Source organism: Halococcus dombrowskii, assembly GCF_022870485.1.
Taxonomy (GTDB): Archaea; Halobacteriota; Halobacteria; order Halobacteriales; family Halococcaceae; genus Halococcus; species Halococcus morrhuae.
Window position 1 is genome coordinate 1,000,276 of record NZ_CP095005.1, and the last position, 20,960, is coordinate 1,021,235.

Consider the following 20,960-nt stretch of genomic DNA (forward strand, 5'->3'; position numbering starts at 1 on the left):
GTTCGATGGCCGACCACGGGGTATTTGGCCGCCGGCCGAGACCGTCGGATGTGCGACTCGTTCAGGTGACGATCCCGGCGGGCAAGCGCGAGACGGTGCTCTCGGAGCTCGACGACGAGGGGATCGACTACGTGCTGACCGAGGAGACGAGCGGCCGGGAGTTCACGGGCGTCGTCTCGTTCCCGCTGCCGACGACTGCCGTCGAGCCAGTGCTCGACCGCCTGCGCGAGACCGGTATCGACGAGGACGCCTACACGATCGTCGTCGATGCCGAAACCGTCGTTTCGCGGCGGTTCGAGCAGTTGGAAGAGCGGTACGACGAAGACGAGGAGACCGACAAACGCATCGCCCGCGAGGAGATCCACGCCCGTGCCCGGGAACTCGCGCCGGATTTCTGGCCGTATCTCGTCATGACGGTCGTGAGCGCGGTCGTCGCCACCGCCGGACTCCTCCTCGATGACGCGGCCGTCGTCGTCGGCTCGATGGTCATCGCTCCCTTGATCGGGCCAGCGATGGCGACCTCCGTGGGAACGGTCGTCGACGACCAGGGGATGTTCCGTCGCGGGGTGAAGCTTCAGGCGCTCGGTCTCGCCGTCGCGGTCGTCGCCGCGACGCTGTTCGCCGCCCTCATGCGCGTGACGAACACGGTGCCACCGGGCACCGACGTATTCATGATCGGACAGATCAATATCCGACTCGCGCCTGACTTTCTGGCCTTGGTGGTGGCGCTCGGAGCCGGCGTCGCCGGCGGAGTGAGCCTCGCCACCGGTGTCTCGGCGACGCTCGTCGGCGTGATGATCGCCGCCGCGCTCGTCCCGCCCCTTGGAGTCATCGGCATCGCCATCGCGTGGGGCCGGCCGGCACCGGTGTTCAGCGCGTCGGTACTCGTGCTCGTGAATACGCTCTCGATCAACCTCACGGCGCTCATTGTTCTGTGGTATATGGGCTATCGGCCCGATCACTGGTTTCGCGAGGACGACGCCCGGCTGGCGACGCGAAAGCGCATCGTCGCGCTCGCCGCCGCCATCCTGGTGCTGTCGGCGTTTCTCGGCGTCGTCACCTACGACTCCTACCGGACGGCGTCGTTCGAGCAGGAGGTCCGCGGCGACATCGACGCGCTGCTCGATCAGCCCGAGTACGATCGGCTCACGCTGCTCGACGTGCGCTTTCGTTACGACGACCCCGTCCCGCCGCGCCAGCCGACCCGTGTCACCATCGTCGCCGGCGGGACGGGGGACGGTAGCAATCCGAACCTCGCTCGCCCGCTCGAACGCCGTATCGACGAGGCGCTCGGCGATCTCGCGCTGCCCGAACCGCTCGGCTCGCCGAACGACGTTCAGGTACGCGTGCGCTACGTCGAGATGGAGACCGCGTGACTGTGACTCACCGCTCGATCGCGTGACTACCGGACTAGTCGTCCGCGACGGCGCTGGCGTGATTCGTTCCGTCTGAATCAGCCGTCATCGTCGACGTACTCTCATCCGATCGTTCGTCCACTCGTTCCTCGTCGTCGGTCGGCGGTGCTGTGTACAGCAGTCCGCGCGTCGTGCTGCGTGCCATGCCGTGACAGTCGTTCGTGGGGACGTATCAAGCTATGCCTAATGCTAGTAATGGTGTATGATTCCATATTAATATTGGTCGTCAGGTGAGGGGACAACGGTTAGGTCCCGGCGGTCGAGAGTCGGGTATGGCGCGCAGTCAGGACCCGATTCAGTCCCGCGACGACGGGTCCCGCGACCGCTACGACGTCACGACGTGGGAGGTGCGGACGCCGCTCGACAGGGTGGCGACCTGGCTCTACTGGGTCTTGGACGTGATCGCGCGATGGGTGCTGGTGCTACTCGCGGGCGCGATCCTCGTGGCGATCGTCGTGACCAGCGACCTGCCACGTATCCTGAACCCCGTCGTGAGCGCGTTCACGGTGCTGTCGCTCGTGCCGGCGCTCGCGCTCGTCGCCTACGTCTGGTGGACCGACAGCACGACCGCCGAACCGCTCTCCTTGCTCGCGGTGACGTTCGCCCTCGGCGTGCTCTTCGCGAGCTTCGCCGCGATCATCAACGGGCTCGGCAGCGTTCTCCAGCTCGTCCCGATCGTCGGCCCGGTCTGGTTTTTCTACCTCGTCGTCGGCCCGATCGAGGAGACGATGAAGTGGCTCGCCGTCCGGATCTACGCCTACCGCAGCCCGCGATTCGACGCCGTCATCGACGGTGCCGTCTACGGCGCGGTCGCGGGACTCGGCTTCGCCACCATCGAGAACGCCATCTACATCACCGACGCGGTGGCCAACCCCGTCATCGGCAACGTGTTGGGCGCTGGTGGCGGCGTCACGCCCGCGCGGGCGATCGCCGGCCCCGGCCACGTCATCTACTCGGCCTTCGCGGGCTACTATCTCGGCTTGGCGAAGTTCAACCGCGATCGTGCCGGCCCGATCATCGTCAAGGGGCTCCTGATCGCGGCGCTCATCCACGCGACCTACAACACGCTCACGTTCATCCCTGCCGCTGCGGCCTTCGTGCTTGGCATCCCGAACTTCGTCACTCTCCTGGCGTTCGTCATCATCTACGACAGCTTCTTCGGCTACTTCCTCTACCGAAAACTCGCACGCTATCGGCGGCAGTACCGCGCTACCCGTCAGGACGGGGCGCTCGTCCCCGTCGAGCGCACCGAGTTCGAGGAATGACAGCCGGAGGTCACGCGTCCCCGTGTTCCGCCATCGTTGGATGGTGCATGTGAACATTTTTCACTCCGACGGGTAAGTGGCGGTACATGAGCGACGGGACCGGCGTCGAGACGGAGCTCGACCGCGACATCGGCTTCGTGGGTGCGGTCGCCCTCGGCGTCGGGACGATGATCGCCGCGGGAATCTTCGTGCTCTCGGGGCTCGCGGTCTCGAACGTCGGCGTGGTCGCCATCGGTTCGTTCCTGATCGCAGCAATCGTCGCCGCCTTCACCGCCTTCGCCTACGCCGAGTTCGCCTCGCTCTACCCCGAAAGCGGGGGTGGCTACGCCTACGTCGCCAACACGTTCGACCGCGACTGGACGTATATCGTCGGCTGGTCGATGATCCTCGGCTATCCCGCGAGCGCCGCCTTCTACCTCGCGAGTTTCGGCGACTGGTTCTACCGGTTCATCTATCCGCTGTTGTCGATTCCCGCGGCCGTTCCGTACTGGCTCTCGTCGATCGGGGTTCTGGTGGTGCTCATCGGGATCAATCTCAAGGGTACCGAGGAAACCGGGCTCTTCCAGATCGTCGTCACCGCGCTCAAGGTCGCGCTCATCTTCCTTTTCCTCTACGGCGGTCTGCAGGCGTTCGACACCGAGGTCGTCATGAGCTCGATCGCCGAGAACACGCAGGGTTTCGCCGATCTCCGTGATATTGGCGTGACGAGTGCGCTCGTGTTCATCACCTTCTTCGGGTTCGAGGCGATCGCGACCAACGCCGAGGAGATCGAGAACCCCGGCCGAACGATCCCGCGGGCGATCTTCGTCAGCATGGGCTTCGTCACCGTCGTCTACGCGTTCGTCGTGCTCGTCATCGTCTTCGCCGTCAACGACGCCCGGTTCCTCCAGTTTCTCGCGGCGAACGTCGACCTCGGCGGGGTTTCGGCCCGACAGTTCATCGCCAACAGCGGCGAGGTGTCGATGGCCTACGCCGCCCAATACTACCTCGGTCCCGTGGGATTTTACGTCATCATCGTCGGCGCGCTTCTCTCGATGGTCGCGGCGGCCAACGCTACCATTCTCGCCGGATCACGTGTCAAACTCGCGATGAGTCGCCGCGACCATCTGCCCGCGCGCTTCGAGAAACTCCACTCCTCGTTCAACACGCCCTATCTGTCGGTGTTCCTCACGGGCGGGCTCATCTTGCTCTACGTCTTCCTCTTTACCGTCGTCTTCGGTGGCGGTCCCGAGAGTGAGGCAGTTCTCCAACTCCCGTTCGCCCTGCCGCTCGTGGGCGCGGAGCTTCACCTCGGTATCGAGGCGATCACCCACTTCGCGGATTTCATGCTGCTCACCGGGCTGATCGTCGTCAACGTCGCGGTCGTCCGCTCGCGCCGGAAGTTCCCCGATCTCGATCGGGGGTTCACCGTACCGGCGGTGCCGTGGGTGCCGGCGCTCGCGGTGATCGCGAACTTCGTCCTGCTCGCGAACGTCGAACCGTCGAGCCTCGTGCTCGGTCTGCTCGCCGAGGTCGTCGGCGTCGGCTTCTGGTTCGCGTGGAAGGCGCGTGCACCTTCGACGGCGGCCATCGAGCGCGAGACGCCCACGGCGGTGGCCGAGCGCAACCCGTCGGGCCGCGAGCGCGACTACCGCATCGTGGTCCCGATCGCCAACCCCGATCACGTCGAACAGCTGCTGACGACCGCGATCGACATGGCTCGGGAGAGAAACGGCGAGATACTCGCGCTCTCGGTCGTTGACCTGCCCGACCAGACGCCGCTCTCGGAGGGTCGCCAGTACGTCGACGAGCGCCGTGACGTGCTCGATCGCGCGATGGCGTTCGCCGAGACGGGCGGCCAACTCTCGTCCGATGGAAGTGGCACCGTCGAGGAAAGCAGCGATGCGGAGACGGGGGAGGTCGGCGTGCCCGTCAGCGGGACGGTTCGCATCGCGCACGACGTCGACGACGCCATACTACACACCATCGAGCAGTACGACGCCGACGCGGTCCTGCTCGGCTGGGGTGGCTGGCGGGCGCGCCGCCGCGACGTCGTCCTCGGTAGCACGGTCGATACGGTCGTCACGGACGCTGACTGTGACGTGCTCGTCGAGCGGATCGATCCCGACACGCCGGTCGCGGTGGGATCGGTACTGCTCCCCACCGCCGGCGGCCCACACACTGAACTGGCCGGCGAGGTCGCCCGATCGATCGCCCATGCGACCGGCGCGCACGTCGAACTACTCCGCGTGATCGCTGCCGAGAGCGAACGCGACAGCGCCGAGTCCGCGCTCGAAGGGATGCTCGAAGACTTCCCCGACACCGATGCCGAGGTGACGGTCGTCGCCAACGACGACGTCGTCGACGCCATCACCGCACGCTCGGCCGACCACGACGTCACCGTGATCGGCGCGACGCGCGAGGGACTGCTCCAGCGCGTGGTCTTCGGCACGATCCCCGAGCGAGTCGGTGAAGAAGCCGAAAGCACGGTCGTCCTCGCCAGGCGAAACCTGGGCATCCCGTCACGCCTGCGACGGCTGTTCGATCGCTAACGACTCGGTCGGGACGCGCCGCGTCAGTCGTCGTCGGCGGCGACGCGCCGGTCGGTCCGGGGCCCTTCCAGTTCGACGCCGGGCAGCAGGTCACGGAGATAGCGACCCGTGTGTGACTCCTCGATGCCGGCGACCGCTTCGGGCGTGTCGGCCGCGACGATCTCGCCGCCGTTCTCGCCGCCCTCTGGACCGAGGTCGACGACGTGGTCGGCGTTCTTCACGAGATCGAGTTCGTGTTCGACGACCACGACGGTGTTGCCGTTGTCGACGAGACGCTGGAGCACGGTGATCAGCTTGCGCTCGTCGGCCGAGTGGAGCCCGGTGGTGGGCTCGTCGAGCAGGTAGAGCGTCTCGCCGGTCTGTTTCTTGCCCAACTCTTCGGCGAGTTTGACGCGCTGGGCCTCCCCGCCCGAAAGGGTGGTCGAGGGCTGGCCGAGTCGCATGTAGTCGAGCCCGACGTCGCGGAGGAGTTGGAGACGGCGCTTCAGTCGGGTGTCCGCCTCGAAGAACTCGTAGGCCTCCTCGATGCTCATGTCGAGCACGTCGGCGATCGTCTCGCCCTTGTAGGTGACGTCGAGGGTCTCGTCGTTGTAGCGCGCGCCACCACATTCCTCACAGGGAACGTGGACGTCCGAGAGGAAGTTCATCTCGATCTTCACCGTGCCCTGCCCGCCACAGGCCTCACAGCGCCCGCCCTTCACGTTGAACGAGAAGCGGCCCTTCTCGTAGCCGCGCTGTTTGGCGAGTTTCGTCTCGGCGAAGAGTTCTCGAACGTGATCGAACACGCCGGTGTACGTGGCGGGGTTCGATCGCGGCGTCCGACCGATCGGCGACTGATTGATCAGCCGCACGGTCTCGATCCCCTCGTGCTCGATGGCGTCGTGCTCGCCGGGGTCCACAGTCCGGTTGTCGTTCATCTCGCGGACGAGACCCTTGTAGAGCACGTCGTGCATCAGGGTGGACTTACCCGACCCCGAAACGCCGGTGATGGCGGTGAAACAGCCCAGCGGGATCGACACGTCGAGATTGGCGAGGTTGTGCTGGCGCGCACCCCGGACCGTGAGCTCGCCGTCGGCCTCGCGTCGCGTCTCGGGGACGGGGATTTCCTTCCGGCCGCTGAGATACGCACCGGTGATCGATCCCTCCGTCGCTTCGATCTCGTCGATCGATCCCTGCGCGACGACCTCGCCGCCGCGCTTGCCGGGGCCGGGCCCCATGTCGATGACCTCGTCGGCGCGGCGCATCGTCGCCTCGTCGTGTTCGACGACGAGGAGCGTGTTGCCGAGATCGCGCAGCTCTTCGAGCGTGTTCAGCAGTCGGTCGTTGTCGCGCTGGTGGAGCCCGATCGAGGGCTCGTCGAGCACGTAGAGCACGCCGACGAGGCCGGAGCCGATCTGGGTGGCCAGTCGAATCCGCTGGCTCTCGCCACCCGAAAGCGTCGCCGCCTGCCGGTCGAGCGTCAGATATTCGAGACCGACCTCACACATGAAGCCGAGCCGAGCGCGGATCTCCTTGAGGATCTCCTCGGCGATCGTCAGATCGCGTTCGCTCATCCCGTCTTCCATCCCCTCGAAGTGCGCGAGCGCGTCGCCGATCGACATCCGGTTGACGGCGGTGATGGCGGTGTCGTCGACGAGCACCGCGCGGCTCTCGGGCTTCAGGCGCGTCCCGTCACAGGCCGGGCAGGTGGTGACGGCCATGAACTTCTCGATGTGATCGCGCGTGCTCGAACTCTCGGTCTCGACGTGGCGGCGTTCGAGATTCGGGATGACGCCCTCGAAGCGCTTCTCCTTGCGCCGCGTGCCGTTCTTCGTCCGACGCTCGAAGACGACCTGCTCGCTCGTCCCGTAGAGAAACGCCTCCCGGACATCGTCGTCGAGCTCCTCGAACGGCGTATCGAGCGAGACGTCGAAGTGGGCCGCCACGGCGTCGAGCCGGGTCTGATAGTACGATCGCGAGTAGCTCCACGGCTCGAACACCTCGCGGAGCGGCTTTCCGGGGTCCTGGACAACGAGCTCCTCGTCGACCTCCTTCGTCTCGCCGATCCCCTCACACTCCGGGCAGGCCCCGTGCGGACTGTTGAACGAGAACGAGCGGGTCTCGATCTCAGAGATATCGATGCCGCAGTGGGTACACGCGAGCGCCTCGGAGAACTCGACGACCGCGCGGTCGGTCTCCTCACCAGCCAAATCGCCCGTCGCGCGCGCGGTCGCGCCGCCGAGGTCGGCGTCCGCGGGCGGATCGGGAAGGATCAGTTTGAGAACACCATCGGCCTCTTCCAGGGCCGTTTCGACGCTGTCGGTGATGCGCGAGCGCGCCTCCCCGGAAACCTTCACCCGATCGACCACCACGTCGACGGTGTGGTCGTAGTTCTCGTCGAGTTCGGGGCGGTCGGTCGCCAGATCGAACTCCTCGCCGTCGACCTCGACGCGCGAGTAGCCCTCGCTCACGAGATCGTCGAACAGCTCCTCGAAGGCCCCCTTCTGGTCGCGCACCACGGGTGCGGCGATCTTCGCTCTCGTCCCCTCGGGCAGCTCCAGGATCCGGCGCACCATCTGTTGGGCGGACTGCTCGCCAACCTCGCGCCCGCACTCGGGGCAGTGAGGCGTGCCGACGCGCGCATACAGCAGTCTGAGGTAGTCGTGAAGCTCCGTGACCGTTCCCACAGTGGAACGGGGGTTGTTGGCGGCGTTCTTCTGATCGATCGAGATCGCCGGCGAGAGTCCCTCGACGGTCTCGACCTGTGGCTTGTCCATCTGGCCGAGGAAGTTCCGGGCGTAGGCCGACAGGCTCTCGATGTAGCGGCGCTGGCCCTCGGCGTAGATCGTCTCGAAGGCCAGCGAGGATTTCCCCGATCCCGACAACCCTGTGACGACGGTGAACGCTTCGCGCGGAACGGTGACGTCGAGGTCCTTCAAATTGTGTTCTTCGGCTCCACGGACCTCGATCTCGTCCTTACTCATTGATGCCTAGTCGGGAGCGCGGGCCGTGAAACCCTGTCGATTCCCCACTTTTTTACTCCTCGGGTGCGCGCTCCGCGCGCACCACTCGTCGCAAAAACCTGGACTAAAAACACCTGCTCACTCGCGCTCCGCGCTCGTTCGCAGTGAACCGCGCTCACTACTCACGGCTCACTGCGTTCGCCGTTCGCTTCCGAGGTTCTCCCTTCGATCGAACCTCGCTACGTTCGCGCGGACATCGACGCTTTCCGCACAGCATCGCGACCACTACTGCCTCCGCACAGCACCGCCTCCGCCGAAGCCCTCGCATCCCTTCGGGATGCTCGCCCTTCATCCACCAGGATCGTGTGCTCGGCCATCCGGTTACAGCAGCTGCCATCCTCCAACGATACTATGATCGCGACACAGCTCCCGATTGCGGCGACCAGTATTGATAAAAGCCGGCGACGGCAAGCCGGGGACACACCCCACTCAAGCCCATGAATTATAAGAGATGCGACTGAATGGGGAGACACGGCTGATAGCCACAGCGAGCACTCTCTATGGGAGTTGACAACAGCGCAACGGACGACGGAATCGTGCCGGCAGTCGACGACGGCGAACTGATCGTCGTCTCGAACCGCCAGCCGTATACGCATAGCTACGACCACGGCGACGGCGGGCGCTCGATAACCGTCAACCGGCCGGCCGGCGGGCTGACGGCGGGACTCGATCCGGTGATGCAGGAAACCGACGGGACGTGGATCGCGTGGGGCGACGGCGAGGCCGATGCCGACGTGACCGACGACAACGGGACGGTGCGGATGCCGCCCGAATCGGAGGCCTACACGCTCAAACGGCTCTGGCTCACCGACGAGGAGGTCGAGGGCTACTACTACGGCTACTCCAATCGCGTTCTCTGGCCGCTCTGTCACGGCGGGACGATGAAGACCGACTACGTCGAGCGCTACTGGCAGCGCTACCAGCAGGTCAACGAGACCTTCGCCGATGCGGTCGTCGAGACTGCCGGCGCGGACTCGCTGATCTGGTTTCAGGACTACCACTTCACGCTCGCGCCGCGCTGGGTGCGCGATTCGCTGCCCGACAGCGCATTCCTCACACATTTCTGGCATATCACCTGGCCCGGCTGGGACACCTTTCGGGCCTGTCCCCAGCACGAGCAACTGCTCGAAGGGCTGCTCGGCAACGATCTCCTGGGCTTTCACGTCGAGCGCTACTGTCGGAACTTCCTCGACTGCGTCGACGAGGCGCTCGACGACGCCTTCATCGATCCCGAGGGCGGGCGCGTCAACTACGAGGGGCACACGACGGTCGTGAAGGCCTTTCCAATGGGGATCGACGCCGATTCGATCCGCGAGCACGCCGAGGCCGCCGACGACGATTTCTGGCGGGAGTTCCAGTCGTCCCACGGGATCGACGCGGAGACGAGCGTCATCGTCGGCGTCGACCGACTCGACTACACGAAGGGGATCGTCGAGCGCCTCGACGCGCTCGAACGCCTCTTGGAAACCCGTCCCGAGTACCGTGGCGAGGTCTGTTACGTCCAGAAGGCGAACGAGAGCCGTTCACTCATCCCGGACTATCAGGACCTCCAGACCGAGGTTCAGGAGTCGATCGACCGCATCAACGAGCGGTTCGGCACCGACGACTGGCAGCCGGTCATCTACATCAACGAGTTCATTCCCCAGCGCGAGCTCTGTGGGCTCTATCGCTACGCCGACGTCATGCTCGTGAGCGCCGTCCGCGACGGGATGAACCTCGTCTCCAAGGAGTACGTCGCCGCGCAGGTCGACGACGACGGCGTACTCGTGCTCTCGGATCAGGCCGGTGCCCACGAGGAGCTCGGCGACCGAGCACTCACGATCAACCCCTACGACACCGACGCCTTCGCCGACACGATCGAGCGCGCGCTGACGATGGACGGCGAGGAGCGCGCCGAGCGGATGGTCGCCCTGCGCGAACGGGTCGAATCGAACGATCTCTACGCGTGGATGGAGGGTATCTTCGATACGATCGACGAACTCCGAGCGAAAGACGCCGATGACGACTGACACCCCGCCGACGCTGTGGGACTCCCTCCCGGCGCTCCGCGACCGTCTGGCGGACGCGAACGGACTCCTGTTCTGTACGGATTTCGACGGCACGCTCGCGGGTATCGAGATCAACCCTGACGCACCCGCACTCGGCGAGGAAAACCGCGTCGCGCTCGAACGCCTCCGCGATCACGACCGGGTGGACGTGGCCGTCATCAGTGGGCGCGAGCTCGCCGATCTCCGCGAGCGCGTCGCCATCGACGGGATCGACTACGCCGGCAATCACGGGCTCGAACTCCACAGAGATGGCGAGAGCACGACTCACCCGATCGCCAGACGTCGGCGGCGCGATCTCGACACGATCGTCGCCGACATCGAGGAACGCCTCGACGACACGGACTGTTTCGTCGAGGACAAATCCGTGAGTGCGACCGTCCACTACCGGACGGCTCCCGAGCGCGAGAGTGAGGTCCACGATGCCGTCGAGACGGCCGTCGAGCGGGTCGCTGAGGGTGGCTTCGAACTCTCGACGGGCAAGGAGATCGTCGAACTCACGCCGACGGTCGCCTGGGACAAGGGCGACGCCGTCTCGCTGCTCGTGGCCGATCACGACGGTTGGCTGCCGATCTACATCGGTGACGACACGACCGACGAGGCGGCCTTTCGCGAACTCTCGGAAATCGGGCTCGGCGTCCACGTCGGTACCGACTCGGAGACGGCGGCGGACTACCGCATCGACGACCCCGACTCCGTCACGCGATTTCTCGACTGGCTCGCCGACGAGGGGCTCGCCGCGCTCGATTCTCGGGGAGCGGCGTAGCTCCCGGCGCTCGCTGCCCGCGTGCTTATCCGTCCCGCTCCCCTCGCGCGGGCATGGGACTCGCGAACGCGTTCAAATCGAAACAGGCGGGACAGATCAGCGCCGTCTCGATGCTCGTCGAGGCCGGGCTCGCGCTCTATCGTGGCGAGAAGAAGATCGCTGCGCTTCTCCTGGGTGCGGCCGCCCTCTCCTATCGCTGGAGCATCGTCGGCATCGTCGCCGAGGCGCTCATCCGGATCTATCAGCGCGTTCGCTAGGCCGTTCCGACCGGCTCTCGTGGCGATGGTTTCGCGCAGTCAGCGCTTCCGGTCGTGGTCATGATCGTGAAATAACTGCTGCATGATGAAAACGTGGGCCGACGACTGCTGATCCCGAACCAGTCGTGTCCTGAGTTACGCGCCGGCCTGTTCGAGCGCGCTCTCGATCTCCTCGCGCTGGGTGACGCCGATGAATCGCTCGACGACGCCGTCGTCGTTCTCGACGACGAGCGTGGGGATCGACCGCACCTGGTACTCGTTGGCGATCTCCTGCTCCTCGTCGACGTCGATCTTCTCGAACTCGACGTTGCCGTCCATGTCCTCTTCCAGCTCCTCGAGAATGGGGTCTTGGGTCTTGCAGGGACCGCACCAATCCGCGTAGAAGTCTTTCAGTCGAACACTCATGTTCCGGCCAGAGGTAGGCGCGTGGCGCTGATAAGGGTTTCCCACCCCGTAGCCACGACGAAAGGTTTAGGCCTGCAGCAGCCACACAGGAGCCATGAGCAGCGATAACTCCGGCGGGCTGATGTCGAGCGCCGGACTGGTGCGCTATTTCGACGCCGAGGATCAGAACGCCATCCGACTCGACCCGAAGACGATCGTGGCCTTCGGCGTCGCGTTCGGCATCATGATCATCGTCCTCCGAATCGCGCTGTAACACCGCACTTTTTTCGCCGGGCGGCGTAGCCACGACATGAGTCTCACGGCCGGCATCGTCGCTGTCCAGGGTGATTTCAGGGAGCACGCGGCAGCGATCGAGCGGGCGGCCCGTGCCCACGGCGAGCGTGCCGACCCGATCGAGATCCGATCGTCGGGAACGATCCCCGACTGCGATCTCCTCCTGTTGCCCGGCGGCGAATCGACGGCGATCTCGACGCATCTCCAGCGCGAGGGGCTCGCCGACGAAATCGTCGCTCACGTCGACGCGGGCAAGCCCCTGCTCGCGACCTGTGCCGGCCTCATCGTCGCCTGTGCGGACGCCGGCGACGAGCGCGTCGAGAATTTGGGGTTGATCGACGCGACCGTCGAGCGCAACGCCTTCGGCCGCCAGCGCGACAGTTTCGAGACCGACCTCGACATCGAAAATCTCGACGAACCGTTCCCGGCGGTGTTCATCCGCGCGCCGCACATCGACGAGGCGGGCGACTGTGAGGTGCTGGCGACGTTCGACGGGCAGCCGGTCGCGGTGCGTGATGGTCCCGTCGTCGGAACGGCGTTCCATCCCGAACTCACCGACGACGCACGGGTTCACGGGCTAGCTTTTTTCGATCGGACGAACGGGTAGTGACAGGGCTTTTGATCGCTCGCGCCCTCCAGCGGGTATGAACGCCCACATCGACGCTGTCCGCATCGCGGGCACGCCCTCCGGCCCCGTGCCGGTGGTTCTCCTCGCTGTGGACGGCGAGGCCGACTACCTGCCGATCTTCATCGGCTTCGACGAGGCGTCGGCCATCGCCCGCGGGATGGACGCCGTCGACATCGGCCGGCCGCTCACCCACGATCTCCTGCTCGATATCGTCGAGGAGCTCGGTGGCCGGGTCGACAGCGTGGTCGTCGACGCCATCGAGGAGAGCGAGGGCGGCGGAACGTACACCGCCGACCTCCACGTCGAGACGCCCCGCGGCGAGCGCGTCATCGATGCGCGCCCGAGCGACTCGCTCGCGCTCGCCGCCCGCACGAACGCCCCGATTGAGGTCGATCCCGCCGTCTACGAGGAGGGTCGCCGCGAGCGTGAGGCGTTCGACGAACTCGACGACATCCGCGAGGTGGCCGACCTGTGAGCGAAGAGCATGCCGAACAGCGATCGGAGAACGTCCTCGACGAGCTCGCGGCGGTCATCGCCGACCGACAGGCGGAGCTGCCCGAAGATTCCTACACCGCGTCGCTGTTCACTCACGAGAAGGGCGAGAACGCCGTGCTCGAAAAGATCGGCGAGGAGAGCACGGAGGTCGTGCTCGCGGCCAAGGACGAGGACGACGCGCTCGTCGCCGAGAGCGCCGATCTGGTCTATCACCTGCTCGTCCTGCTGGCGATGGAAGACGTCAGTCTCGACGAGCTGCGTGCGGAACTGCGCGAACGGCGCTGAGCCTTTAGAGCGCGCCGCCGAGCGCCCCCGCGAGCGCGCTCGGGAGGGCGAGCACGAGCGCGAGAGTCATACCGATGACGAGTACGCTACCGCCAAGCAGGCCGGCGAAGCCGAGCGTGGCGTCGAACACGCCGACGAGTGCCGTCACGAGTACCGCGACGATGATCCCGCCGAGCGCGCCCGCGAGCAGACCGTGCCAGAACCCGCGACCGAACCCGCCGCCGGCGATGTAGCCTGCAGTAAACCCACCGACGACGGCGGCGAACAGCTGGCCGATGATCGGGACGATCCCGCCGATGATGCTGAGCACGAGTTCGATGAGGAAGCCGATTCCCACGGCGCGCCAGTTGGTCATACCCATGCGTACTCCGGGCGATGATAAATCCGTGTCGACGGCGACCTCGGCGACCGACTGACGCGCTTTTACGTCCGTGCGCAGTACAGCCCTCATGATTTTCGAAGACATCCCGACCACGCCCACCGACGAGGAGCTGGTCGACCGGGCGTTCTCGCGGGCGACCCGTGCCGGGCGGGCCCAGTCCGGGATCGACGCCCAGGTGTCGATGCTCCAGACCGCGGGCAACATCCTCTCGGACAACCTCGAAAACGTCGTGACGAGCTGGCCGGATTTCGACACGCTCGATCCGTTCTACTACGAACTCGCCGACGCGATCGTCGACGTCGACGCGGTGCGACAGAGCCTCTCGAACGTCGGCTGGGCGAGCAACCAGACCGACGCGATCAAGCGCGAGTACCAGGGCCGACTGCACGGTGACGTCGAGACGGCGCGCAAACTCAGAAAACAGGCGTTCGCCCGGCTCGCGGACATCGTCGACGATGTAGAGGAGGACCTCGAACGACTCGGCGCGGCCCGTGACGAGCTCAAAGTGCTCCCCGACATCAGGCCCGACGAGCCGACGATCGTCGTCGCGGGCTTTCCGAACGTCGGGAAGTCGACGTTCGTCAACCACGTCACGAACGCGCGCCACGAGACCGCCTCGTACCCGTTCACCACGACGCGGATCGGCGTCGGCCACTTCACGCGCGAGCATATCCGATATCAGTTAGTCGACACTCCAGGATTGCTCGATCGCGAGCACGAGGAGCGCAACGGGATCGAGCTCCAAGCCGAGAGCGCGCTGGCTCACGCCGCCGACGCCGTACTCGTCTTCGTCGACGCGAGCGCGGCCTGTGGCTACCCGCTCGACGACCAGCTCGCACTCCGTGACGCCGTCCACGAACGCTTCGACACGCCGATTGCGACCGTCTGTACGAAGGCCGATCGCTCGCGCGATCTCGACGCCGATCACTACCTGAGCGTCGAAGACGACGAAGGGATCGAGGAACTCCTCGACGCGGCGGTCGAGATGGTGGGCTACGAGCCCGAACTGCCCTGAATCGGCCATCGACCGAGTAAGATATCGGACGCATCGATCCCAACCGACAAGCGCGCCGCCCGCCACCGTCCGGCATGGCAGACGAGATCGGGTTCGTCGAGTCGTTGTCGATGGCGGTCGGCGGCATGGTCGGCGGTGGTATCTTCGCGGCGCTCGGCGTCGTCGCGATCACGGCCGACACCCTCGCGTGGCTCGCGTTCGTCGTAGCGGGGGTCATCGCGCTCTGTGCGGGCTACTCGTTCGTCCGACTGAACGGTCTCGTCGACGGCCACGCGGGACCGATGACCTACGTCGAGCGGTTCACCGGCAACACGACGCTCGCGGGCATGCTCGGCTGGACGTTCATCATCGGCTACGTCGGCACGATGGCGCTCTACTCCTACTCCTTCGGCGGCTATTTCGCCGATCTCGTCGGCGTCGAGTCGTTGTTCGGCGTGCCGCTACGGCCGCTGATCACGCTCGCGGCGATCGCGGTCTTCGTCGGGCTGAACACCGCCGGCGCGCACGCTTCAGGACGCTCCGAAGAGGTGCTCGTCGGCCTCAAGGTACTGATCCTCCTGGTGTTCGGCGTCGGCGGCATCTACTACGGGTTCGCCAACGGCGAGTTGAGTTCCGGCCTCTCGAACGTCGGTGCCGGGCCGGTCATCGCCGCCGGCGTCGCGTTCGTCGCCTTCGAGGGCTGGGAGCTCCTGCTGTTCGATCAGGAGAGCATCGCGAACCCGGAGAAAACCGTCCGCAACGCGATCTACGTCTCGATCGTCGGGGCGACGCTGCTGTACGTCCTGGTCGCGATCGTCACCACCAATCTCGTGCCTCCCGCGACGATCCAACAGCAGCCCGATACGGCGCTGGCGATCGCCGCCAGGCCTTTCTTCGGGGCGGCCGGCTTCGTGTTGATCTCGGTCGCGGCGCTGTTCTCGACGGGGAGTGCTCTCAACGCGACGCTGTTCAGCGCCGCGCGTCTCTCGAAGAAGATGGTCGCCGATGACTTCCTCCCGAACCAGCTCCGGGGCGATGCGGACGGCGAACCGATTCGCCCGCTGCTGGTCGTCGGCGTGCTCACGGCGGGGCTGGCGGTTCTCGGCAGCCTGAACGCCATCAGCTCGTTCGCGTCGCTATCGTTCATCGTCATCTTCGGCTCGATCAGCGCGCTCGCGGTAACACAGCGCGAATCCGTGCTGACGACGGTCGTCCCCGCGGTCGGCGCGATCGGTGCGGGGGCGGCCGCCACGGCACTGCTCTACCATCTCTTCACCAGCGAGTTCGATACGTTCGTCGTCGTGTGCGCCCTCGCAATCGGCGTGATCGCCGTCGAGCTGCTCTACTTCGAGCGTGATCGGATCGAACGCGAGGTCAACAGCGCCGAGCAACGACTGTAATCGAACCCCGCGATCGGTGGGTTTTCGGCCCGGAACCGCCAACTGCGGGCATGCACTTCGACCAGCGAACGCAGCACGCGCTTTCGGAGGCGGGGCTCTCGACCGACGAGATCGCGGCGGTTTCGGACGCCGTGGTCGAAGCGACCGATCGCGACGCCGACCGCTTGGAAGAATTTTTCGCCGGGCTCGACGTCGCGTACTCCGACATGGATCGAGCCCATAGCGCGAACGAGTTTCCCGAACACGCCGTCGACTATCTCGATCTGTTCACCCACGCCGACGACATCCGGGGCTATCTCCGCTTCGATACGTGGGGTGTCCCGGTCGAGGGCGGGCGCGTCCTCTCAGAGGAGGTCGTCGAGCTCTCGCTCGGTCCCACGGTCGACGGTCGCGTGCGCTTCGCCGCCGATCGCGAGGCGCTGCGGTGAGCGGTTCGGCATCGAAGATGGACGAGGAGTGTCGGAGGAAGAGATTCACTCGTGGCGGTCGATGTCGCCGGTGCCGCCGGTAAGCGCGCTCGCGAGCGCCCCCTGGACGACCACGTCGTCGCCGAACTCGGTGAGGCGGATCTCGGGAACGTTCGTCATCACCAGTCCGTCGAGTCTCTCGCGGATCGGATCGACGACGAGTTCCTCGTTGTTGAGCGCGACCGCGCCGCCGATCGAGATCACCAGCGGCGCGTAGGAATGGACGAGGTTCGCCACTCCGAGTGAGTTCCAGTCGGCGAGGCGATCGACGACGTGCTCGGCGAACGAGTCCTCCTCGGCGTGGGCGAACACGTCGACGGCGGTGAAATCGTCGCTCTCGATCGGGACGGCGGTTGCGGGGCGATCGGCTTTCGTCCAGAGTCGGCGGGCGTAGGCGGGGATGTTCGCGCCCGAGCAGTACCCTTCCCAGTGGCCGTCGTGGCCGCAGCCACAGGTCATCTCGCCCGTGGCGTCGATCGTCAGATGGCCGACTTCGCCGGCATTGCCGTCCCAGCCCGAGAGGATCGAGCCGTCGACGGCGATGCCCGCGCCGATGCCCGACGAGATGGTGAGATAGGCCATGTCGTCGGGGTTGCGCTCGGCGTGATAGCGCTCGCCGATGACGCCGGCGGCGACGTCCTTGTGCAGACGGATCTCGTCGGTTTCGAGGAGGTTCGAGACGGGCCCGCGCAGCGGCACCTCGCCCACGGGGATGTTCGTCGGTTCGACAAGTCCCTCGGTGAGATCGAGCCGTCCGGCGGCGGCGATGGCGGCCGCCTTCGTACTCCGTGGTTCGACACCCGCCGCCGCCGACGCCTCGCGGAGGCAGTCCAGGATCGCCTCGGTGACGGCCAGCCCGTTCGGGCCGCGCGGGGCCGATTGCCTGTGGCTGCCCATTACGTTGCCATCGGCGTCGGCGACGACCGCCCGGACGTTCGTCCCGCCGAGGTCGACGCCGGCGTAGGTCGCCATACACGCACAACTGGGGCCGTCGGCTTAGTCGCCCTGATTTCCTCGTCATGAGCGGCGATGCTAAACCTCCGGGACGCGAAGCGAGCGCGTGATAACACCGGATCTCTCGGGGCGGACGGCGCTGGTGACGGGCAGCGCGAAGGGCGTCGGTCGCGAACTCCTGCTCTCGCTGGCCGACTGTGGCGCGTCGGTCGCCGTCCACTACAACACGAGCGACGAGGAAGCGCAGTTGGTCGCCGAGCAAGCCCGTGACTCCGGGGTCGAGGCCACGACCGTTCAGGGCGATGTGACCGATCCCGACGCAGTCGACGAGCTGTTCGACGCGGTGGAAAACGAACTGGGTGATGTCGACGTCCTCGTGAACAACGTCGGCGCGTTCGCGCCGAGCCACTGGGAAGAAATCTCGTTCGAGACGTGGAATCGTGTACTCGAAACGAACCTCAACGGAACCTACCTCTGTTCGAAGCGCGCGCTGCCGGGCATGCGAGAACGTGAGTGGGGTCGCATCGTCAACATCGGCTATGCGAGCGCCGACCGTCTGCTCGTCAGTCCGAAGAACTTCCCCTATTTCGTCGCCAAGGCGGGCGTCGTGATGTTCACGCGGATGCTCGCGGCCGACACGCAGGACGACGGGATCACCGTTAACGCGGTCTCACCGTACGTCGTCGAGAACTCCGACGAGTTCCCTGACGAACTCCCGCGCGGGCGGCCGGCGAACTTCGACGACATGGCGCAGGCGCTTCGATTCTTCCTCGACGAGGACAGCGACTACCTGAGTGGCCAGAACGTCGCGGTCGACGGTGGCTGGCGACCCGAACGGGTCTGACTACTGGTCGCTTTCTTCGTCGAAGCGCGTGCTCGCGCCGTCGTCGGTCCGGCGGCGCATTCCGATCCAGAGCCCGATAGCGAAGGTGGCGATCGCGGCGACGACGAGCACGATCGGCTGTGCGTGACTGAACCCCAGATGGAGCAGTGCGTCCATGTCGCGCACGTCGGCGCTGTGTGCAAAAAGTCGTCCGGTCGGTTGGTTGCTGGCGGCCGCCGGCCGCGGTGCGGCGCGGTCTGCGGTGCGGTCCCGCCGCTGCGGTCGCGGAGCGGGTGCAGACTCGGGAATGGACGCTTGCCTGGTGGATGAAGGGCGAACGAGCGAACGTAGTGAGCGAGTGAGGGCTTCTGCGGTGCTGTGCGGAGGTCGTATGTCCGCGCGAACGGAGCGAGCGCGGTTCACCGTGAACGAGGCCGTAGGCCGAGTGAGCGGGGATTTTTAGTCCAGGTTTTTGCGAGGAGCGGTAGCCGACCGTAGGGAGACTACCCGACGAGCAAAAAAGTGGAGGTCTTTTTCAGTTGAATGAGACGCCGAGATCGGCGAGGGCGTCGTTGTTCGCCGCGACGTTGATGAGCAGCGGCGTGAGGCTCTCGACCTCGCTGGCAGCCGCGAGCGGGCCGGCGTCGAGCGCGCGGATCCCGTCGATGCCGTCGGCGAGGCGCTCGACCGTGGTTTTCGCGTCGGCATCGTCACCGACGACGAGCACGTCCCAGTCGAGGCTGGCGTCGAGATCGGCGAGGCGGCCGGCCGCGAGGTTGTGGAAGGCTCCCACCACAGGAGTGCCGTCGGGGGCGGCCGCGGCGGCGAGTGCGGTCACGCTGCCCGCGCTGGGTGGGTTGTAGTTCATCGTCCCCTCCTCGCGGCGCATGCCGACGGCGGGGCTCACGAGCACCGTGTCGTCGAGGCTTCCCTCGATCGCGTCGATCGTATCTGAGAGGTGGTAGGCCGGCACGCAGAGGACGACGACGTCGGCGCGGTCGGCGGCCATCGCGTTGTCGAAACCGTTGATGTCGCCCTCGACGTCGTGACTACCGAGTTCGTCCTCGTATTCGGCCGCGTGTTCGCGTGCTTTCTCGGGATCGCGCGAGCCGACGACGACCTCGTGATCGGTGTCGCGAATCAGCCGGAGGGCGAGCCCTCTCCCGAGATCGCCCGTGCCGCCACAGAGTGCGATGCGCATACCCGATGCTCGCCCGAACGTCGAATAAACGTTTGTGTCCCGTCACTCGTCGACCAGGATCTCGGGGAGGGCGTTGATATCGTCGAGCACTGCGTCCGCGCCAACGCGGGCGAACTTCTCGCGGCCGTCGTCGCCGTCGAGACCGCCGGTGAGAACGCCGATCCCGCGATACTCACGGTCGGGATCGTTGTCGGCGGCGTTACGCGCCGTGCGGACGTCGTCGAGCGTGTCGCCGGCGAAGACGACGCTCGTCGCGTCTAGGCGGTCAGCGAGCGTCACGAGCGCCGCCGGATCGGGCTTGCCCGGAACGGGACTGTCCATCGTGAAGCGATGCTCGTCGGGGACGTCGAGCCCCACTCGCGAGAGGGCGATGTCGGCCTCGGCGGCCGGCCGGCCGGTCACGACGCCGATGGAGAAATTTTCGACGAGGAAATCGAGCGTCGATCGGTCGGCGAGCACTTGCTCGTCATGGATGAAGCCGTCGCCCGCGATGGCGGGATCGGGCTCGCCGTCTTCGAGGTCCGTGTACAGGTCGGCACCGAGGTAGCGTTGCTGGAAGACGTCGCGCAGTCGCTCACGATCCCAGGCCGCGAACGTGCGCTCGAACTCGTCGGGTGCGAGCGCGTTCCTGACGACCGTCTCGGCCCCGGCGAGCCCGCCGCCGGTCGCCGTGATCTCGTCGGTGAACTGCTCGATGGAGTGATCGAGCCCTTCGCGCCGGGCGAGCAGGTATAGTGCTGCCGCGCTCGTGAGTTCCCAGTCGTCGTTGAACCCGCCGGCCTCCTTGAATAACTGTATATCACCCCGATCCAGGAACCTCTCGTGGACCGTTTCGAGGGTTTCGACGATCGCCCGCCGGTAGGAGTCGGCGACGTCGACGAGCACGCCGTCGATGTCGAGCACGACCGTGTCCGTCACGCGGGTTCGCCTCCCCGATTCGTGGCGCAAAAGAGCGTCTCGCCGGCCGGCAGCGTTTCCGATTCGGCCGCCACGGCCGGGAACTCGCCGCCCAGGGTGGTGAACTGAAACGCGGCCCCGACTGACCGCGCGACCGACCGGCATGGATGGTGGAGTTCTCGCGGGAGGTTCAGCGCGTAGAGCGCGTCGGCGTCGGCGTAGACGTCCATCGTGGGATCGGTGATATCGTCCTGGACGAACGTGACGTCGTCGGGCACGGTGCAGGGGCGAACGTCGGTCGCCGTCACAGGTGTATCGTCGGCGAGACGTGCGGCGACGCCGGTCCGTGCGCCGATGCCGACCTCGACGGGCGAGGCGAAGTCGGCGAGGCGGTCGGCGAGCGCGTCCGCACGGGCCACGCTCGGGGGCCGATTTCGGGGGTTCACGTCGGGACGTTTATGATTGCGGCGTCCTA

At 66.2% G+C, this 20,960-nt stretch carries 23 protein-coding genes; 14 read left to right on the forward strand and 9 right to left on the reverse strand.

All coding sequences use genetic code 11. The annotated features are described in order from the left end of the window. The first annotated feature begins 50 nt into the window (after positions 1–50). Complete coding sequence (locus MUK72_RS05385) at positions 51–1,376, forward strand: TIGR00341 family protein (RefSeq protein WP_244704608.1); 1,326 nt, start codon at positions 51–53, stop codon at positions 1,374–1,376. Positions 1,377–1,410: 34 nt separating this feature from the next. Here the strand turns inward: MUK72_RS05385 and MUK72_RS05390 are convergent, their stop codons facing one another. Beyond that, positions 1,411–1,560 (reverse strand): hypothetical protein, encoded by a 150-nt coding sequence (locus tag MUK72_RS05390; RefSeq protein WP_244704610.1) that lies wholly within the window; start codon positions 1,558–1,560, stop codon positions 1,411–1,413. A 127-nt stretch (positions 1,561–1,687) separates the two neighbouring features. Between MUK72_RS05390 and MUK72_RS05395 the strand changes: the two genes are divergently transcribed. Both MUK72_RS05395 and MUK72_RS05400 read left to right on the forward strand, forming a co-directional pair. Further along, positions 1,688–2,680, forward strand: a complete 993-nt coding sequence (locus MUK72_RS05395) for a PrsW family intramembrane metalloprotease (protein ID WP_244704612.1) — start codon at positions 1,688–1,690, stop codon at positions 2,678–2,680. An 86-nt stretch (positions 2,681–2,766) separates the two neighbouring features. Then, positions 2,767–5,211: an amino acid permease gene (locus MUK72_RS05400; RefSeq protein WP_244704614.1), complete on the forward strand. Its 2,445-nt coding sequence runs from the start codon at positions 2,767–2,769 to the stop codon at positions 5,209–5,211. Positions 5,212–5,234: 23 nt separating this feature from the next. Here MUK72_RS05400 and uvrA read toward each other — a convergent pair whose 3' ends face one another. Further along, positions 5,235–8,174, reverse strand: a complete 2,940-nt coding sequence (uvrA, locus tag MUK72_RS05405; RefSeq protein ID WP_244704616.1) for an excinuclease ABC subunit UvrA — start codon at positions 8,172–8,174, stop codon at positions 5,235–5,237. Between the two features lie 539 nt (positions 8,175–8,713). Between uvrA and MUK72_RS05410 the strand changes: the two genes are divergently transcribed. Genes MUK72_RS05410 through MUK72_RS05420 form a run of 3 tightly spaced genes read left to right on the forward strand, consistent with a single transcriptional unit; the run spans position 8,714 to position 11,281 of the window. Then, the gene (locus MUK72_RS05410; protein ID WP_244704618.1) at positions 8,714–10,222 is read left to right on the forward strand and encodes an alpha,alpha-trehalose-phosphate synthase (UDP-forming); all 1,509 of its coding nucleotides are present in this window, start codon (positions 8,714–8,716) and stop codon (positions 10,220–10,222) included. After that, positions 10,212–11,024 carry a trehalose-phosphatase gene (gene otsB, locus MUK72_RS05415; RefSeq protein WP_244704620.1) on the forward strand — a complete coding sequence of 271 codons (813 nt, stop codon included), beginning with the start codon at positions 10,212–10,214 and terminating at the stop codon, positions 11,022–11,024. Before MUK72_RS05410 ends, otsB begins: the two co-directional genes overlap by 11 nt. 53 nt (positions 11,025–11,077) lie before the next feature. After that, positions 11,078–11,281: a hypothetical protein gene (locus MUK72_RS05420; RefSeq protein ID WP_004051436.1), complete on the forward strand. Its 204-nt coding sequence runs from the start codon at positions 11,078–11,080 to the stop codon at positions 11,279–11,281. A gap of 135 nt (positions 11,282–11,416) precedes the next feature. Here MUK72_RS05420 and trxA read toward each other — a convergent pair whose 3' ends face one another. Then, on the reverse strand, positions 11,417–11,686 hold the full coding sequence (trxA, locus tag MUK72_RS05425) for a thioredoxin (protein WP_244704622.1): 270 nt from the start codon (positions 11,684–11,686) through the stop codon (positions 11,417–11,419). A 94-nt stretch (positions 11,687–11,780) separates the two neighbouring features. On the opposite strand from trxA, the gene MUK72_RS05430 reads away from it, so the two are divergent. Genes MUK72_RS05430 through hisE form a run of 4 tightly spaced genes read left to right on the forward strand, consistent with a single transcriptional unit; the run spans position 11,781 to position 13,367 of the window. Next, positions 11,781–11,939, forward strand: a complete 159-nt coding sequence (locus MUK72_RS05430) for a preprotein translocase subunit Sec61beta (protein WP_049916018.1) — start codon at positions 11,781–11,783, stop codon at positions 11,937–11,939. A 36-nt stretch (positions 11,940–11,975) separates the two neighbouring features. Then, on the forward strand, positions 11,976–12,566 hold the full coding sequence (gene pdxT / locus MUK72_RS05435; RefSeq protein WP_244704625.1) for a pyridoxal 5'-phosphate synthase glutaminase subunit PdxT: 591 nt from the start codon (positions 11,976–11,978) through the stop codon (positions 12,564–12,566). Between the two features lie 37 nt (positions 12,567–12,603). Then, entirely contained in the window at positions 12,604–13,062 is a 459-nt protein-coding gene (locus tag MUK72_RS05440; RefSeq protein ID WP_244704627.1) for a bifunctional nuclease family protein, read from the forward strand. Further along, complete coding sequence (hisE, locus tag MUK72_RS05445) at positions 13,059–13,367, forward strand: phosphoribosyl-ATP diphosphatase (protein ID WP_244704629.1); 309 nt, start codon at positions 13,059–13,061, stop codon at positions 13,365–13,367. The genes MUK72_RS05440 and hisE overlap by 4 nt, the downstream gene beginning before the upstream one ends. Before the next feature lie 4 nt (positions 13,368–13,371). Here the strand turns inward: hisE and MUK72_RS05450 are convergent, their stop codons facing one another. Further along, positions 13,372–13,722, reverse strand: coding sequence for a DUF5518 domain-containing protein (locus tag MUK72_RS05450; protein WP_244704631.1), 351 nt, complete (start codon positions 13,720–13,722; stop codon positions 13,372–13,374). A gap of 94 nt (positions 13,723–13,816) precedes the next feature. Between MUK72_RS05450 and MUK72_RS05455 the strand changes: the two genes are divergently transcribed. From MUK72_RS05455 to MUK72_RS05465, 3 genes are all read left to right on the forward strand, one after another. Continuing rightward, positions 13,817–14,764: an NOG1 family protein gene (locus tag MUK72_RS05455; protein WP_244704632.1), complete on the forward strand. Its 948-nt coding sequence runs from the start codon at positions 13,817–13,819 to the stop codon at positions 14,762–14,764. Positions 14,765–14,838: 74 nt separating this feature from the next. After that, on the forward strand, positions 14,839–16,143 hold the full coding sequence (locus MUK72_RS05460) for an APC family permease (protein WP_244704634.1): 1,305 nt from the start codon (positions 14,839–14,841) through the stop codon (positions 16,141–16,143). 50 nt (positions 16,144–16,193) lie between these two features. Next, positions 16,194–16,571 carry a DUF7532 family protein gene (locus MUK72_RS05465; protein ID WP_244704636.1) on the forward strand — a complete coding sequence of 126 codons (378 nt, stop codon included), beginning with the start codon at positions 16,194–16,196 and terminating at the stop codon, positions 16,569–16,571. Positions 16,572–16,616: 45 nt separating this feature from the next. Here MUK72_RS05465 and MUK72_RS05470 read toward each other — a convergent pair whose 3' ends face one another. Then, the gene (locus tag MUK72_RS05470; RefSeq protein WP_244704638.1) at positions 16,617–17,582 is read right to left on the reverse strand and encodes an ROK family protein; all 966 of its coding nucleotides are present in this window, start codon (positions 17,580–17,582) and stop codon (positions 16,617–16,619) included. An 88-nt stretch (positions 17,583–17,670) separates the two neighbouring features. Between MUK72_RS05470 and MUK72_RS05475 the strand changes: the two genes are divergently transcribed. After that, on the forward strand, positions 17,671–18,408 hold the full coding sequence (locus MUK72_RS05475; RefSeq protein WP_244704640.1) for an SDR family NAD(P)-dependent oxidoreductase: 738 nt from the start codon (positions 17,671–17,673) through the stop codon (positions 18,406–18,408). On the opposite strand, the gene MUK72_RS05480 is transcribed toward MUK72_RS05475, so the two are convergent. The 4 genes from MUK72_RS05480 to MUK72_RS05495 form a co-directional block, all read right to left on the reverse strand. Further along, positions 18,409–18,564 (reverse strand): hypothetical protein, encoded by a 156-nt coding sequence (locus MUK72_RS05480; protein WP_244704642.1) that lies wholly within the window; start codon positions 18,562–18,564, stop codon positions 18,409–18,411. A 358-nt stretch (positions 18,565–18,922) separates the two neighbouring features. Further along, positions 18,923–19,588, reverse strand: a complete 666-nt coding sequence (gene npdG / locus MUK72_RS05485; RefSeq protein ID WP_244704644.1) for an NADPH-dependent F420 reductase — start codon at positions 19,586–19,588, stop codon at positions 18,923–18,925. Between the two features lie 42 nt (positions 19,589–19,630). Further along, complete coding sequence (locus tag MUK72_RS05490) at positions 19,631–20,506, reverse strand: TIGR01548 family HAD-type hydrolase (protein ID WP_244704646.1); 876 nt, start codon at positions 20,504–20,506, stop codon at positions 19,631–19,633. Further along, positions 20,503–20,904 carry a UPF0146 family protein gene (locus MUK72_RS05495; protein WP_244704648.1) on the reverse strand — a complete coding sequence of 134 codons (402 nt, stop codon included), beginning with the start codon at positions 20,902–20,904 and terminating at the stop codon, positions 20,503–20,505. Before MUK72_RS05495 ends, MUK72_RS05490 begins: the two co-directional genes overlap by 4 nt. Positions 20,905–20,960 lie beyond the last annotated feature (56 nt).